This is a genomic window from Streptomyces sp. NEAU-W12, from assembly GCF_026242095.1.
Taxonomy (GTDB): Bacteria; Actinomycetota; Actinomycetes; order Streptomycetales; family Streptomycetaceae; genus Streptomyces.
On sequence record NZ_JAPJDM010000019.1, the window covers coordinates 12,602 to 27,483 of the forward strand.

Here is a 14,882-nt window from a genome sequence, read left to right on the forward strand (position 1 = left end):
GGCCCTCCGGTCCGTGCGGGCGGCCCGGGTCAGAGCACGCGCACCGCGCCCGACGCGGGGTAGCCGGAAAGGTCCTGGATGACGACGCCCTTGGACGGGTTGGCGGCGTCCAGGTACTGGCCGTCACCGATGTAGACACCCGTGTGGTAGGCGGAGCCCTTGCCGCCCCAGTACAGGATGTCGCCGACCTGGAGGTTGGACAGCGAGACGTCGGTGCCGACCGTCGACTGGTCCTGCGAGACGCGCGGGAGGTCGACGCCGACCTGGCGGAACGCGGCCTGCACCAGGCTGGAGCAGTCCCAGGCGTTGGGGCCCGTGGCACCCATGACGTAGGCGTCGCCCACCTGCGCCTTGAGGAAGGAGACCACCGTGGCGACGCTGCCGCCGGCCGGCGCGGAGGCGGTGGCCGCGGCGGAGGCGGTGGCCGTGGTGGCCGTGGTGGCCGCCGCGGTCGTGGTGCCCGAGTCGGCGGTGAGCGTGGCGCGCTCGGCGTCGCGCGTGGCCCGCTCGGCGGCGGCCTTGCGGGCCTCCTCGGCCGCCTTCTTCTTCGCCTCGGCCTTCTCCTTGGCCTCGGCGAGGTCGGCCTTCGCCTCCTTGGCGGCCTTGGCCGCGGCGGCGTCACGCTCGGCCTGCAGCTGGTAGTTCGCGGCGGCCTGCTGGGTGGCCTCCGCGGACTGGGCGACCTGAGTGGACAGGTCGGCCGTCAGGGCGGGCAGTTCGAGGGTCTGGGTCACCGGCTCGGCGGCGACCGCCGAGGCCGACGCCCCGGCCACTGCCAGAGTGCCGAGGACGCCACCGGCAACTCCGGCCCGCATCGCCATCGTGGTCTGGGCGCTGCGGCGGGGTTTCCGGTGGCTTCGTATGTGAGCGGTGTGGGACATGGGAACAACCGGTACCAGGGGCTCCTTCATATCCACAAGAAACGTGTGCTGCGCCACAGTTGTTCAATCGTGACGCCGAATGCCGGGCGTGTCGCTCTTTATTGACGCCGTAACGGACATTGCGGGCGCGGCGTAATGGGCCCCTGATCACGGTCTTTCATCCTTACGTCCGAATTGCCCCACGCCTACCATCGGTTGAAACGATTGGCCAAGCCCTCTTTCTGCGCCCTCCCTGCGGGTGTGGCGCAGGTCACGGAACGGTCACCCCTCTCATCGCGTCCGGTGTGCGAGCTCCGGACGGGTTGCGGACGGATTGCGGGCGGCCCGTCCCGGGATCGCGGCCGGTCCGCGGCGGGCGTTGCGTCAGGTCCGGGCCGGGTCGGGTCCACGCCGTGTCCGCACCGCGTTCCGTGCTGTTCCCGGGTGGCGGGCTCCCGGGGCGGCTCCCGGGGGCCGGGCGGGGGAGGGATGTCGGAGCGGGCACCGCGTGGACCCGGGTGGGTCCCGGACCCGGCCCGAGGCCCGGCCCGGGGGTGCGGTGACCGTGCCCGGGGCGGGGGTCCTGGACGCGGAGGGCCGGGGTGCGGCGGGGCGGGTGCCGTCGACGGCCGGTCGGGAGGGGGTGCGACCCGGCGGCCCGGTCCCGCGGCGGTCCGGTCCCGCGGCGGGCCGCGGGTCTCCGGGCCCCTCGGACTTCGTGAACGCGTGCACACGTCCACATCGCGCCCCGCGCCCCCTCCGACGTGTGAACGCGTCCTCTAGCAAGCGAGCGCGTCCAGCGCCAATTTGCATGCAGGGGAACACTCTTGATACTGGGGTCACCCTCTTGGCCTGCGTCGATGCGGCAGAATGTCACTTATGGTGACCGCGTGGACGCTTCGCGTATGAAGATCACCGCTCCTCCGGCTTCATGATCGTTCGTCAGGTGGTGGAGATCACAAAGGTTGTACAATACGCCGTGTCGCAGATCACAGACCGGCGGGCATAGGATGCGGAGCGGTTGGGCTTGTGACCTGCTTCACATGTTCTCGATCTTCGCCGGGGCGGGCGTGGTTCGCGGGACGCGTGGGGCGCAAGTGAGCCCGGCTCGCCAGCAGTCAGTGCCGACTGAGAGGAGCGAGGAGCGGTGAACGCGTATGCGCCCATCCTCGTACTGGGAGCCCTCGGGGCAGGCTTTGCGATCTTCTCCGTGGTCATGGCCACGCTGATCGGTCCGAAGCGGTACAACCGCGCCAGGCTCGAAGCCTACGAGTGCGGTATCGAGCCGACCCCCACGCCGGCCGGCGGCGGGCGCTTCCCCATCAAGTACTACCTGACGGCGATGCTCTTCATCGTCTTCGACATCGAGATCGTCTTCCTTTATCCCTGGGCCGTCAGCTTCGACGCCCTGGGGATTTTCGGGCTCGTGGAGATGCTGCTCTTCGTGCTCACCGTCTTCGTCGCCTACGCGTACGTGTGGCGCCGCGGCGGCCTGGAATGGGACTGAGGGGCCTTTGACCATGGGACTCGAAGAAAAGCTGCCGAGCGGATTCCTGCTGACCACCGTCGAGCAGGCCGCGGGCTGGGTGCGCAAGTCGTCCATGTTCCCGGCCACGTTCGGACTCGCCTGCTGTGCCATCGAGATGATGACCACCGGCGCCGGCCGCTACGACCTGGCGCGCTTCGGCATGGAGGTCTTCCGCGGCTCGCCGCGGCAGGCGGACCTGATGATCGTGGCCGGCCGGGTCAGCCAGAAGATGGCGCCGGTGCTGCGGCAGGTCTACGACCAGATGCCGAACCCCAAGTGGGTGATCTCCATGGGGGTCTGCGCCTCGTCGGGCGGCATGTTCAACAACTACGCGATCGTCCAGGGCGTCGACCACGTCGTCCCGGTCGACATCTACCTGCCCGGCTGCCCGCCCCGGCCCGAGATGCTGATGGACGCCATTCTCAAGCTCCATCAGAAGATCCAGGGCTCCAAGCTCGGCGTGAACGCCGAGGAGGCGGCCCGCGAGGCGGAGGAGGCGGCGCTCAAGGCCCTGCCCACCATCGAGATGAAGGGGCTGCTGCGATGAGCGACGCGAACGACACCGCGGGCGACGGCACGAACCCCGAGAAGGACCTCTCCGCCGAGAACCTCCCCGGCCAGCGGGGCGAGGGCGGTGAGGAGATCCGCGTCCAGCGCGGCATGTTCGGCGCCAACAACGGCGGCGACACCTCCGGCTACGGCGGCCTGGTCCGCTCGATCCGGTTCCCGGGAGCCTCGAACCGCCCCTACGGAGGATGGTTCGACGAGGTGGCCGACGAACTGGAGGGCGCGCTGGAGGAGCAGGACCTGCTCCCCGGCAACGCCATCGAGAAGACGGTCGTCGACCGCGGCGAACTCACCTTCCACATCGAGCGCGAGCACCTGCTCCGGGTCGCGACGACCCTGCGCGACGACCCCGCGCTCCGCTTCGAACTGTGCACCGGCGTCAGCGGCGTGCACTATCCCAGTGACAAGGGCCGCGAGCTGCACGCCGTCTACCACCTGCGCTCGATCACTCACAACCGGCTGATCCGCCTGGAGGTCGGCGCTCCCGACAGCGACCCGCACATCCCGTCACTGTGCTCCGTCTATCCGACGAACGACTGGCACGAGCGCGAGACGTACGACTTCTTCGGCATCGTCTTCGACGGTCACCCGGCCCTCACGCGGATCCTGATGCCGGACGACTGGCAGGGGCATCCGCAGCGCAAGGACTATCCCCTCGGCGGGATCCCCGTCGAGTACAAGGGCGCCCAGATCCCGGCCCCGGACCAGCGGAGGTCGTACTCATGAGCACGTCGAACACGTCCGCCGCCTCCGCACGCGAGACCACGGAAGGCACCGTCTACACCGTCACCGGCGGAGACTGGGACGAGGTCGTCGAGACGGCGCAGCGCAGTGACGACGAGCGCATCATCGTCAACATGGGCCCGCAGCACCCGTCCACGCACGGTGTGCTCCGCCTGATCCTGGAGATCGACGGCGAGACGGTCTCCGAGGCCCGCTGCGGCATCGGCTACCTGCACACCGGCATCGAGAAGAACCTCGAGTACCGGACCTGGACCCAGGGCACCACCTTCGTGACGCGCATGGACTACCTGACGCCGTTCTTCAACGAGACGGCGTACTGCCTCGGAGTGGAGAAACTCCTCGGCATCGAGGAGCAGATCCCCGACCGTGCCTCGATCATCCGTGTGCTCCTGATGGAGCTGAACCGGCTCTCCTCCCACCTGGTGTGCATCGCCACCGGAGGCATGGAGCTCGGCGCCACCACGATCATGATCTACGGATTCCGTGATCGTGAACTCATTCTCGACGCCTTCGAGCTCATCACCGGCCTGCGGATGAACCACGCGTACATCCGCCCCGGCGGACTCGCCCAGGACCTGCCGCCCGGCGCGGTGGACCAGATCCGCGAACTGGTGAAGAAGCTGCGCAAGAACCTCCCGGAGTACGACGCGCTCGCCACCGGGAACCCCATCTTCAAGGCCCGCATGCAGGAGGTCGGTTATCTGGACCTGGCCGGCTGCATGGCCCTCGGGGCGACCGGTCCGGTCCTGCGCTCCACCGGACTGCCGCACGACCTGCGCAAGACGCAGCCGTACTGCGGGTACGAGACGTACGACTTCGAGGTCCCCACCGCGGACACCTGCGACTCCTACGGCCGCTTCCTGATCCGGCTGGAGGAGATGCGCCAGTCGCTGCGCATCGTCGAGCAGTGCCTGGACCGGCTCCAGCCCGGACCGGTCATGGTCGCCGACAAGAAGATCGCCTGGCCCGCCCAGCTCGCCATGGGCCCGGACGGGCTGGGCAACTCCCTCGACCACATCAAGAAGATCATGGGCACCTCCATGGAGGCCCTGATCCACCACTTCAAACTGGTCACCGAGGGTTTCCGCGTACCGCCCGGACAGGCGTACGCGGCCGTCGAGTCACCCAAGGGCGAACTCGGGGCGCACGTCGTCTCCGACGGCGGCACCCGCCCCTTCCGGGTCCACTTCCGCGACCCGTCCTTCACCAACCTGCAGGCCATGGCGGCGATGTGCGAGGGCGGCCAGGTCGCCGACGTCATCGTCGCCGTCGCATCCATCGACCCCGTGATGGGAGGCGTCGACCGGTGACCACCTCATCCTCGGAGCGGGGCGTCAGCCTGGGCATGCCCCACCTGCCCCCGCCCGCCTACCCGGACGACGTCCGGGCCCGGCTGGAGAACGACGCGCGCGAGATCATCGCCCGCTACCCGGACTCCCGGTCGGCCCTCCTGCCGCTGCTGCACCTCGTGCAGGCCCAGGAGGGCCACGTCACGCGCACCGGGATGCAGTTCTGCGCGGACACGCTCGGCCTGACCACGGCCGAGGTCACCGCCGTCGCCACCTTCTACTCCATGTACCGGCGCCGGCCGAGCGGTGACTACCAGGTCGGTGTGTGCACCAACACCCTGTGCGCCGTCATGGGCGGCGACGCCATCTTCGAGGAGCTCCAGGAACACCTGGGCGTCGGCAACGGCGAGACCACCGACGACGGCAAGGTCACCCTCGAGCACATCGAGTGCAACGCGGCCTGCGACTTCGCGCCCGTCGTGATGGTCAACTGGGAGTTCTTCGACAACCAGGACCCGCAGAGCGCCAAGCGCCTCGTCGACGACCTGCGGGCCGGCCGCCCCGTCTCGCCCACCCGCGGGGCGCCCCTGTGCACGTTCAAGGAGACCGCCCGGATCCTGGCCGGTTTCCCCGACGAGCGGGACGGCGCCGTCGACGCCACGGGAAGCGCGGGACCCGCCTCCCTGGCCGGCCTGAAGCTGGCCAAGGGGGAGACCGCACCCGCCCGCGTGGTGCACCCGCGCGGTGAGGCGCCCCGGGAGGCCCCGCCGCACGAACCGTCACCGGCGGAACACCTCAGCTCGCACGACGCGCCGCAGGAAACGTCGGCCTCCGATCCGACGCACCCGGCCGGACCCGCCGCCGAGGAGGGGGAGTGATGACCTTGGCACCCGAACTCAAGGACACCGGACCGGAGAAGCTGCTCGCACCCGTGCTGTCGGCCTTCTGGGACGAGGACAGGTCCTGGACCCTGGACGTCTACAAGAGGCACGGGGGATACGAAGGGCTCCGCAAGGCGCTCGCCATGTCACCCGACGACGTCATCGCGTACGTCAAGGAGTCCGGTCTGCGGGGGCGCGGAGGCGCCGGCTTCCCGACGGGAATGAAGTGGCAGTTCATTCCGCAGGGCGACGGAAAACCACACTATCTGGTGGTCAACGCCGACGAGTCGGAGCCCGGAACCTGCAAGGACATCCCCCTCCTCTTCGCGAACCCGCACAGCCTCATCGAGGGCATCGCCATCGCCTGTTACGCCATCAGGTCGTCCCACGCCTTCATCTACCTGCGGGGTGAGGTCGTCCCCGTACTGCGGCGGCTGCACGAGGCCGTACGCGAGGCCCGCGCGGCGGGCGTCCTCGGCGAGAACGCGCTGGGCAGCGGACTCGGCCTCGACCTCACCGTGCACGCCGGCGCCGGCGCGTACATCTGCGGTGAGGAGACCGCGCTGCTCGACTCGCTCGAAGGCCGCCGTGGCCAACCGCGGCTCCGTCCCCCCTTCCCCGCCGTCGCGGGCCTCTACGCGTGCCCGACCGTGGTGAACAACGTCGAGTCGATCGCGTCGGTTCCCGCCATCATGAACCGGGGCAAGGAGTGGTTCCGCTCGATGGGGAGCGAGAAGTCGCCCGGCTTCACCCTCTATTCCCTCAGCGGCCACGTCGCACGCCCCGGCCAGTACGAGGCCCCGATGGGCATCACGCTGCGCCAGCTGCTCGACATGAGCGGCGGCATGCGGCCGGGGCACCGCCTGAAGTTCTGGACGCCGGGCGGCTCCTCGACGCCCATGTTCACCGACGAGCACCTCGACGTCCCCCTCGACTACGAGGGAGTGGGCGCCGCCGGTTCCATGCTCGGCACGAAGGCCCTCCAGTGCTTCGACGAGACGACCTGCGTCGTGCGGGCCGTCACCCGCTGGACCGAGTTCTACGCCCACGAGTCCTGCGGCAAGTGCACACCCTGCCGCGAAGGCACGTACTGGCTGGTGCAGCTGATGCGCGACATCGAGGCGGGCAAGGGCCAGATGTCCGACCTCGACAAGCTGAACGACATCGCCGACAACATCAACGGCAAGGCGTTCTGCGCCCTCGGCGACGGCGCCGCCTCGCCGATCTTCTCCTCGCTCAAGTACTTCCGTGAGGAGTACGAGCAGCACATCACGGGCCGTGGCTGCCCGTTCGACCCGGCCAAGTCGACGGCCTGGGCCGACCGTACGGAGGTGCACGCATGACTGTGACCACCAGCTCTCCCTCCGGCGGGGGAGAGGCGGCGGTCCCGCCGGAGGACCTCGTCACGCTGACCATCGACGGCGCCGGGATCAGCGTGCCCAAGGGCACCCTGGTCATCCGGGCCGCCGAACAGCTCGGCATCGAGATCCCCCGGTTCTGCGACCACCCCCTCCTCGACCCGGCCGGTGCCTGCCGCCAGTGCATCGTCGAGGTCGAGGGCCAGCGCAAGCCCATGGCCTCCTGCACCATCACCTGCACCGACGGGATGGTGGTGAAGACCCACCTCACCTCGCCCGTCGCCGAGAAGGCCCAGCACGGCGTGATGGAGCTGCTGCTCATCAACCACCCGCTGGACTGCCCGGTCTGCGACAAGGGCGGCGAGTGCCCGCTGCAGAACCAGGCGATGTCGCACGGCAACCCGGAGTCCCGCTTCGACGGCAAGAAGCGGACCTACGAGAAGCCCGTGCCGGTCTCCACCCAGGTGCTGCTCGACCGCGAGCGGTGCGTGCTGTGCGCCCGCTGCACCCGGTTCTCCAACCAGATCGCGGGCGACCCGATGATCGAGATGGTCGAGCGGGGCGCGCTCCAGCAGATCGGCACCGGTGAGGGCGACCCCTTCGAGTCGTACTTCTCCGGCAACACCATCCAGATCTGCCCGGTCGGCGCGCTCACCTCGGCGGCCTACCGGTTCCGCTCCCGCCCCTTCGACCTGGTCTCCTCGCCGTCGGTGTGCGAGCACTGCGCCGGCGGCTGCGCCACCCGCACCGACCACCGGCGCGGCAAGGTCATGCGGCGGCTCGCCGCCGAGGACCCCGAGGTCAACGAGGAGTGGATGTGCGACAAGGGACGCTTCGGGTTCCGGTACGCGCAGCAGCGGGACCGGCTGCGGACCCCGCTCGTCCGTAACGCCGAGGGCGAGCTGGAGCCGGCCTCCTGGCCCGACGCGCTGCAGATCGCGGCCCAGGGACTGCTGGCCTCCCGCGGCCGTACCGGTGTCCTGACCGGCGGCCGGCTCACCGTCGAGGACGCCTACGCGTACAGCAAGTTCGCGCGGGTGGCCCTGGACACCAACGACATCGACTTCCGCGCGCGCGTGCACAGCGCCGAGGAGGCGGACTTCCTCGCCGCGCGGGTCGCGGGCCGCGGACGTGACCTCGGGGGCGCGTCCGGCCACGACGCGACCGACGGCGTCACGTACTCCTCGCTGGAGAAGGCGCCCGCCGTCCTGCTGGTCGGGTTCGAGGCCGAGGAGGAGGCGCCCGGCGTCTTCCTGCGGCTGCGCAAGGCATGGCGTACGCACGGGCAGCGGACCTTCTCGCTGGCCACGCACGCCACGCGCGGCCTGGAGAAGGCCGGCGGCACACTGCTGCCGGCGGCTCCCGGCACCGAGACCGAATGGCTGGACGCGCTCGCGAGCGGGGTCGGCCTGGAGGGCGACGGGGCCAGGGCCGCCGAAGCGCTGCGGGCCGAGGGCGCGGTGATCGTCGTCGGCGAGCGGATCGCCGCCGTCGAGGGAGGCCCGACCGCCGCCGTACGCATCGCCACCGCGACCGGCGCCCGGCTGGTGTGGATCCCGCGGCGCGCCGGGGAGCGGGGTGCCGTCGAGGCGGGCGCGCTGCCGTCGCTGCTGCCGGGCGGGCGCCCGGCGACCGACCCGCGCGCGCGTGAGGAGGTCGCCGCCGTCTGGGGCGTCGCCGCCCTGCCGCACCGCTACGGCCGCGACACCGGCGAGATCGTCGGGGCCGCGGCGAGCGGCGAGCTGCAGGCGCTGCTGGTCGCGGGCGTGGAGGTCGCCGACCTGCCCGACCCGCCGCGCGCGCGTGCGGCACTGGCCGAGGCCGGTTTCGTGGTCTCGCTGGAACTGCGGCCCAGCGAGGTCACCGAACTCGCCGACGTGGTGCTGCCGGTGGCCGCCGTCGTCGAGAAGGCCGGCGCCTTCATCAACTGGGAGGGCAGGGTCCGGCCCTTCGCGTCGGCACTCAAGCCCGACCAGATGGCCCGCCCCCTGCCGCCGGCCGACGCGCGCGTGCTGCACATGCTGGCCGACGCCATGGACGTGCACCTGGGCCTGCCGGACCTGCGCACCGTCCGCGCGGAGCTCGAACGGCTCGGCGCCTGGGAGGGCCCGCGGGCCACCGGGCCCCTGGAGAGGGCGGGCGTGCTGCCCCGGCCGGCCGCCGGGGAGGCGGTGCTCGCCGGGCACCGGCTGCTGCTGGACCAGGGGCTCCTGCAACAGGGCGACGAGGCGCTCGCCGGTACCCGGCACGCCGCGCACGCGCGCGTGTCGGCCGCCACGGCCGCCGAGGTCGGCGTCAAGGAGGGCGACCCGCTCGCCGTGACCGGCCCCGCGGGGACGGTCGAACTGCCCCTGAGCGTCACCGAGATGCCCGACCGCGTGGTGTGGCTCCCGCTGAACTCCGCCGGCGGCGGCGTGGCCTCCGACACCGGGGCACTGCCCGGCGCCCTCGTCCGTATCGGTCCGGCGTCACTCGCCGGCGAGGCCCCCCAGGAGGTGGAGGCATGAGCTTGTACTTCGCCGCTGAAGACCTCTCGATGTTCGGCCGCGACCCCTGGTGGCTGGTCGTGGTCAAGGCGGTCTTCTGCTTCGCCTTCGTCATGGTGACGGTGCTGATCGCCATCGTGATGGAACGCAAGATCGTCGCCTGGATGCAGCTGCGCATCGGCCCGAACCGCAACGGTCCCTGGGGCATGCTCCAGTCGCTCGCCGACGGCGTGAAACTGATGCTCAAGGAAGACGTCGTCGTCAAACGCGCCGACAAGGCGGTGTACATCCTGGCGCCGATCGTCGCGGCCGTCCCGGCCTTCATGGCGATCGCGGTGATCCCCTTCGGGCCGTCCGGCAACGAGATCTCGATCTTCGGCCAGCGGACCACGATGCAGCTCACCGACCTGCCGGTCGCGCTGCTCTACATCCTCGCGGTCGCCTCGATCGGCATCTACGGCCTGGTGCTCGCCGGCTGGAGCTCCGGATCCACGTACCCGCTGCTGGGCGGGCTGCGCTCGTGCGCGCAGGTGATCTCCTACGAGATCGCCATGGGGGCCGCCTTCGCCTCCGTGTTCCTCTACTCGGGGTCGATGTCGACGTCGACGATCGTCGAGCAGCAGGCCGACCGCTGGTACATCCTGCTGCTGCCGGTCTCCTTCCTCATCTACATCGTGACGATGATCGGCGAGGTCAACCGCGCCCCCTTCGACATGCCGGAGTCCGAGGGCGACCTGGTCGGCGGCTTCAACACGGAGTACTCGTCGATCAAGTTCGCGATGTTCATGCTCGCCGAGTACATCAACATGGTCACCGTCTCGGCCGTCGCCGTCACCCTCTTCCTGGGCGGCTGGCGCGCTCCGTGGCCGGTCAGCACCTTCTGGGAGGGCGCGAACCACGGCTGGTGGCCGATGCTCTGGTTCATCGTCAAGGTCCAGTTGCTGCTGTTCATGTTCGTCTGGCTGCGCGGCACGCTCCCGCGCGTGCGGTACGACCAGCTGATGAAGCTCGGCTGGAAGGTCCTCATCCCGGTCTCCCTGGTGTGGCTGATGGCCGTCGCCACGGTGCGGGTCCTGAGGAACGAGAACTACGGCTTCGCGGACATCGCCCTCTACATCGCCGCCGGAGTCCTCGCCCTGTTGCTGCTGTCCTTCGCCGTCGACATGTTCCGGGCGAAGGGCAAGAACGCCGAGGACGCCGAGGGGGCCGGGGGAGCGGGCGGGGAACCGGCCGCCTTCGACCCGATGGCAGGCGGGTTCCCCGTACCGCCGCTGCCCGGACAGGAGCTCCCGCCGGTGCCGCGGCGCCGCTCGCACCGGGAGCGGGAGCTCGTCGCCAGTGGCGGGCCCGATACCCACAGTGACGGATCTCTGGATGGAAAGGAGGCGTCCGATGGCTGAGGAGCCCAAGGAGGCCGGGCAGTCGAAGCCCGGCTTCCAGAACCCCGTGGCCGGCTTCGGTGTGACCTTCAAGGCGATGTTCAAGAAGCGGCTGACCGAGCAGTACCCGGAGCAGCAGAAGACCACGGCCCCGCGCTTCCACGGACGGCACCAGCTCAACCGCCATCCGGACGGCCTGGAGAAGTGCGTCGGCTGCGAGCTGTGCGCCTGGGCCTGCCCCGCCGACGCGATCTACGTCGAGGGCGCGGACAACACCGAGGAGGAGCGCTACTCGCCCGGCGAGCGGTACGGCCGCGTCTACCAGATCAACTACGCCCGCTGCATCCTGTGCGGCCTGTGCATCGAGGCGTGCCCCACGCGCGCGCTGACGATGACCAACGAGTTCGAACTGGCCGACTCCAGCCGCGCCAACCTCATCTACACCAAGGAGCAGCTGCTCGCCGGTCTGGAGGAGGGCATGGTCGACAGCCCCCACGCCATGTACCCGGGCACCGACGAACAGGACTACTACCGGGGCCTGGTCACCGAGGCCGCCCCCGGTACCGAGCGGCAGGCGGCCCCCTCCGGGGGCGAGGTCGTGCAGGAGGCCGACTCGACCTTCGGCGAGGACGAACCGGCGTCGGAGAAGGTGATCCGGGGATGACCGAGCACCTCGCCGCCTACTCCACCTCCACCGGAGAGGCCGTCCAGTTCTGGATCCTCGGCACGGTCGCCGTGATCGGCGCGCTGTGCACGATCCTGATGCGGCGGGCCGTGCACAGCGCGCTCTGCCTCGCCGGGACCATGATCATCCTGGCGGTGTTCTACCTCGCCAACGGCGCCTACTTCCTGGGCGTCGTCCAGATCATCGTCTACACCGGCGCGATCATGATGCTGTTCCTGTTCGTGGTGATGCTGGTCGGCGTCACCGCGGCGGACTCCCTGAAGGAGACCATCAAGGGACAGCGCTGGCTCGCCCTGCTGTGCGGGCTGGGCTTCGGCATCCTGCTCGTCGGCGGCATCGGCAACGCGGCGCTCACCGAGTTCAACGGCCTCGGGCAGGCGAACGCGAACGGCAACGTGGAGGGCCTCGCCGCCCTCATCTTCACCAGGTACGTCTTCGCCTTCGAGATCACCGGCGCCCTGCTCATCACGGCCGTCGTCGGCGCCATGGTGCTCACCCACCGCGAGCGCACCGAACGGGCCAAGACCCAGCGGGAGCTGGCCGGGGAGCGCGTCCGCGAGGGCAAGCAGCTCCCGCCGCTGCCGGCCCCGGGCGTCTACGCCCGGCACAACGCGGTGGACATCCCGGGCCTGCTGCCCGACGGCACCACGTCCGACCTCACGGTCAGCAGCACGCTGCGCGAGCGCGGCCAGATCCGGGACGTGTCCCGGGAGGCGCTCAGCGACCTGCGGTCGCTGGAGCGACGCTCCGAGGAGCGGCTCGAGCGCACGGCGATCGAACCGGCGCCGTCGAAGCGGGCCGAGGAGGCATCGAAGTGAACCCGGTCAACTACCTCTACCTCGCAGCGCTGTTGTTCACGATCGGCGCCACCGGTGTCCTCATCCGGCGCAACGCGATCGTCGTCTTCATGTGCATCGAGCTGATGCTCAACGCCTGCAACCTGGCGTTCGTCGCCTTCTCCCGCATGCACGGCAACCTCGACGGCCAGATCATCGCCTTCTTCACGATGGTCGTCGCCGCGGCGGAGGTCGTGGTCGGACTGGCGATCATCGTGTCCCTGTTCCGTTCCCGCCACTCGGCCTCGGTCGACGACGCCAGCCTGATGAAGCTGTGAGGGGTCGCTAGAACCGTGAGTAATCCAGAGAACCTGATCGCGCTGCTGGTGGCGGCGCCCCTGCTCGGAGCTGCGGTCCTGCTGTGCGGCGGCCGCCGGCTGGACGCCGTCGGCCACTGGATCGGCACAGTGCTCGCCGCCGCGTCCTTCCTGGTCGGCGTCGTCCTGTTCGCCGACATGCTGGGCAGCGCCGCCGACGACCGCACCCTGACGCAGCATCTGTTCAGCTGGATCCCGGTGGAGGGATTCCAGGCCGACGTCGCCTTCCGGCTCGACCAGCTGTCGATGACGTTCGTGCTGCTGATCACCGGCGTCGGTTCGCTCATCCACCTGTACTCGATCGGGTACATGGAGCACGACGAGCGGCGTCGCCGCTTCTTCGGCTATCTGAACCTGTTCCTCGCGGCGATGCTGATCCTCGTCCTCGCCGACAACTACCTGCTGCTGTACGTCGGCTGGGAGGGGGTCGGTCTCGCCTCCTACCTGCTGATCGGCTTCTGGCAGCACAAGCCCAGCGCCGCGACCGCGGCGAAGAAGGCCTTCCTGGTCAACCGGGTCGGCGACATGGGCCTGTCGATCGCGATCATGCTGATGTTCCTGTGGTTCGGCACCTTCGCCTTCGGGCCGGTGCTCGGCAGCCACGACGAGGCCGGGCTGGCCGGCGCCGCCGACGAGGGCAAGCTCACCGTGATCGCCCTCATGCTGCTGCTCGCCGCCTGCGGCAAGTCCGCCCAGGTGCCGCTGCAGTCCTGGCTCGGGGACGCGATGGAGGGCCCGACCCCGGTCTCGGCCCTGATCCACGCCGCGACCATGGTGACCGCGGGCGTCTATCTGATCGTCCGCTCGGGCGCCGTCTTCAACGGCGCCCCGGACGCGCAACTGGTCGTCACCATCGTCGGCGCGATCACGCTGCTGTTCGGTGCGATCGTCGGTTGCGCGAAGGACGACATCAAGAAGGCGCTGGCCGGTTCGACGATGTCGCAGATCGGCTACATGGTGCTCGCGGCGGGCCTCGGCCCCGTCGGCTACGTCTTCGCGATCATGCACCTGGTGACGCACGGCTTCTTCAAGGCCGGGCTGTTCCTCGGCGCGGGTTCGGTCATGCACGGCATGAACGACGAGGTCGACATGCGCCGCTACGGCGGACTGCGCAGGTACATGCCGGTCACGTTCGTCACCTTCGGGCTCGGCTACCTCGCCATCATCGGCTTCCCGGGCCTGTCCGGCTTCTTCTCCAAGGACATGATCATCGAGTCGGCGTTCGCCAAGGGCGGCACCCAGGGCTGGATCCTCGGCGGCGTGGCCCTGCTGGGCGCCGCGATCACCGCGTACTACATGACGCGCGTGATGCTGATGACGTTCTTCGGGGAGGAGCGCTGGCGGAAGGCTCCGACACCGTCCCCGGCCGAACCCGCGGTGGAGCCGGCCGCGGAGACCCGGGGCGAGTACACGCCCCCGCACCCGCACGAGTCGCCGAAGAGCATGACGATCCCGATGATCGTGCTCGCCTTCGGTTCCGTGTTCGCCGGCGCGTTCTTCGGCATCGGCGACCGGTTCGTGCACTGGCTGGAGCCCGTCACCGGGCACGACCACGGACACGCGCCGATCAGCGCCCTGACGGTCACGCTGTCCACGGTGGCGGTCATGGTCGTCGGCGTGGCGATCGCCTGGGGCCAGTACGGGCGCCGCCCGGTCCCGGCGCTCGCCCCGCGCGGGTCGCTGCTCACCCGGGCCGCCCGGCGCGACCTGCTCCAGGACGACTTCAACCACGTGGTCCTGGTGCGCGGCGGCGAGCACCTCACCCGCTCCCTGGTGTACGTCGACCACACCCTGGTCGACGGCGTCGTCAACGGAACGGCGGCCTCGTTCGGCGGCCTGTCCGGGCGGATGCGCAAGCTGCAGAACGGCTTCGCGCGGTCCTACGCGGTCTCGATGTTCGGGGGCGCGGCCGTCCTGGTCGCCGCGACCCTGCTGATGAGGGCGGTCTGATA

At 70.1% G+C, this 14,882-nt stretch carries 13 protein-coding genes; 12 read left to right on the forward strand and 1 reads right to left on the reverse strand.

Annotation, left to right across the window (positions count from 1 at the left end; all coding sequences use genetic code 11):
* Positions 1–29: 29 nt before the first annotated feature.
* The gene (locus ORI94_RS23090; RefSeq protein WP_266078743.1) at positions 30–911 is read right to left on the reverse strand and encodes a C40 family peptidase; all 882 of its coding nucleotides are present in this window, start codon (positions 909–911) and stop codon (positions 30–32) included.
* A 1,096-nt stretch (positions 912–2,007) separates the two neighbouring features.
* Between ORI94_RS23090 and ORI94_RS23095 the strand changes: the two genes are divergently transcribed.
* The 12 genes from ORI94_RS23095 to nuoL are packed head-to-tail and all read left to right on the forward strand — an operon-like array spanning position 2,008 to position 14,880.
* Positions 2,008–2,367: an NADH-quinone oxidoreductase subunit A gene (locus ORI94_RS23095; protein WP_055570452.1), complete on the forward strand. Its 360-nt coding sequence runs from the start codon at positions 2,008–2,010 to the stop codon at positions 2,365–2,367.
* A 13-nt stretch (positions 2,368–2,380) separates the two neighbouring features.
* Positions 2,381–2,935, forward strand: a complete 555-nt coding sequence (locus ORI94_RS23100; protein ID WP_042164915.1) for a NuoB/complex I 20 kDa subunit family protein — start codon at positions 2,381–2,383, stop codon at positions 2,933–2,935.
* Complete coding sequence (locus ORI94_RS23105) at positions 2,932–3,681, forward strand: NADH-quinone oxidoreductase subunit C (RefSeq protein ID WP_266078747.1); 750 nt, start codon at positions 2,932–2,934, stop codon at positions 3,679–3,681. Before ORI94_RS23100 ends, ORI94_RS23105 begins: the two co-directional genes overlap by 4 nt.
* Complete coding sequence (locus ORI94_RS23110) at positions 3,678–5,009, forward strand: NADH-quinone oxidoreductase subunit D (RefSeq protein ID WP_266078749.1); 1,332 nt, start codon at positions 3,678–3,680, stop codon at positions 5,007–5,009. Before ORI94_RS23105 ends, ORI94_RS23110 begins: the two co-directional genes overlap by 4 nt.
* Entirely contained in the window at positions 5,006–5,866 is an 861-nt protein-coding gene (nuoE, locus tag ORI94_RS23115; RefSeq protein WP_266078751.1) for an NADH-quinone oxidoreductase subunit NuoE, read from the forward strand. Before ORI94_RS23110 ends, nuoE begins: the two co-directional genes overlap by 4 nt.
* The gene (gene nuoF / locus ORI94_RS23120; protein ID WP_416237871.1) at positions 5,866–7,212 is read left to right on the forward strand and encodes an NADH-quinone oxidoreductase subunit NuoF; all 1,347 of its coding nucleotides are present in this window, start codon (positions 5,866–5,868) and stop codon (positions 7,210–7,212) included. Before nuoE ends, nuoF begins: the two co-directional genes overlap by 1 nt.
* Positions 7,209–9,734: an NADH-quinone oxidoreductase subunit G gene (locus ORI94_RS23125; protein WP_266078755.1), complete on the forward strand. Its 2,526-nt coding sequence runs from the start codon at positions 7,209–7,211 to the stop codon at positions 9,732–9,734. The genes nuoF and ORI94_RS23125 overlap by 4 nt, the downstream gene beginning before the upstream one ends.
* Entirely contained in the window at positions 9,731–11,113 is a 1,383-nt protein-coding gene (gene nuoH, locus ORI94_RS23130) for an NADH-quinone oxidoreductase subunit NuoH (protein ID WP_266078757.1), read from the forward strand. The genes ORI94_RS23125 and nuoH overlap by 4 nt, the downstream gene beginning before the upstream one ends.
* Positions 11,106–11,756 carry an NADH-quinone oxidoreductase subunit NuoI gene (gene nuoI / locus ORI94_RS23135; protein WP_266078759.1) on the forward strand — a complete coding sequence of 217 codons (651 nt, stop codon included), beginning with the start codon at positions 11,106–11,108 and terminating at the stop codon, positions 11,754–11,756. Before nuoH ends, nuoI begins: the two co-directional genes overlap by 8 nt.
* Positions 11,753–12,595 (forward strand): NADH-quinone oxidoreductase subunit J, encoded by an 843-nt coding sequence (locus ORI94_RS23140; protein ID WP_266078761.1) that lies wholly within the window; start codon positions 11,753–11,755, stop codon positions 12,593–12,595. The genes nuoI and ORI94_RS23140 overlap by 4 nt, the downstream gene beginning before the upstream one ends.
* The gene (gene nuoK, locus ORI94_RS23145; protein ID WP_003974374.1) at positions 12,592–12,891 is read left to right on the forward strand and encodes an NADH-quinone oxidoreductase subunit NuoK; all 300 of its coding nucleotides are present in this window, start codon (positions 12,592–12,594) and stop codon (positions 12,889–12,891) included. Before ORI94_RS23140 ends, nuoK begins: the two co-directional genes overlap by 4 nt.
* Before the next feature lie 15 nt (positions 12,892–12,906).
* Positions 12,907–14,880, forward strand: a complete 1,974-nt coding sequence (gene nuoL / locus ORI94_RS23150; protein WP_266078776.1) for an NADH-quinone oxidoreductase subunit L — start codon at positions 12,907–12,909, stop codon at positions 14,878–14,880.
* Positions 14,881–14,882 lie beyond the last annotated feature (2 nt).

Bases quoted from the DNA above. Each gene is read 5' to 3' on its own strand.
- ORI94_RS23140 (WP_266078761.1), top strand. From the start codon at position 11,753: ATGACCGAGCACCTCGCCGCCTACTCCACCTCCACCGGAGAGGCCGTC.
- ORI94_RS23125 (WP_266078755.1), top strand. From the start codon at position 7,209: ATGACTGTGACCACCAGCTCTCCCTCCGGCGGGGGAGAGGCGGCGGTC.
- nuoF (WP_416237871.1), top strand. From the start codon at position 5,866: ATGACCTTGGCACCCGAACTCAAGGACACCGGACCGGAGAAGCTGCTC.
- ORI94_RS23110 (WP_266078749.1), top strand. From the start codon at position 3,678: ATGAGCACGTCGAACACGTCCGCCGCCTCCGCACGCGAGACCACGGAA.
- ORI94_RS23100 (WP_042164915.1), top strand. From the start codon at position 2,381: ATGGGACTCGAAGAAAAGCTGCCGAGCGGATTCCTGCTGACCACCGTC.
- ORI94_RS23090 (WP_266078743.1), bottom strand. From the start codon at position 911: ATGAAGGAGCCCCTGGTACCGGTTGTTCCCATGTCCCACACCGCTCAC.
- ORI94_RS23105 (WP_266078747.1), top strand. From the start codon at position 2,932: ATGAGCGACGCGAACGACACCGCGGGCGACGGCACGAACCCCGAGAAG.
- nuoI (WP_266078759.1), top strand. From the start codon at position 11,106: ATGGCTGAGGAGCCCAAGGAGGCCGGGCAGTCGAAGCCCGGCTTCCAG.
- nuoH (WP_266078757.1), top strand. From the start codon at position 9,731: ATGAGCTTGTACTTCGCCGCTGAAGACCTCTCGATGTTCGGCCGCGAC.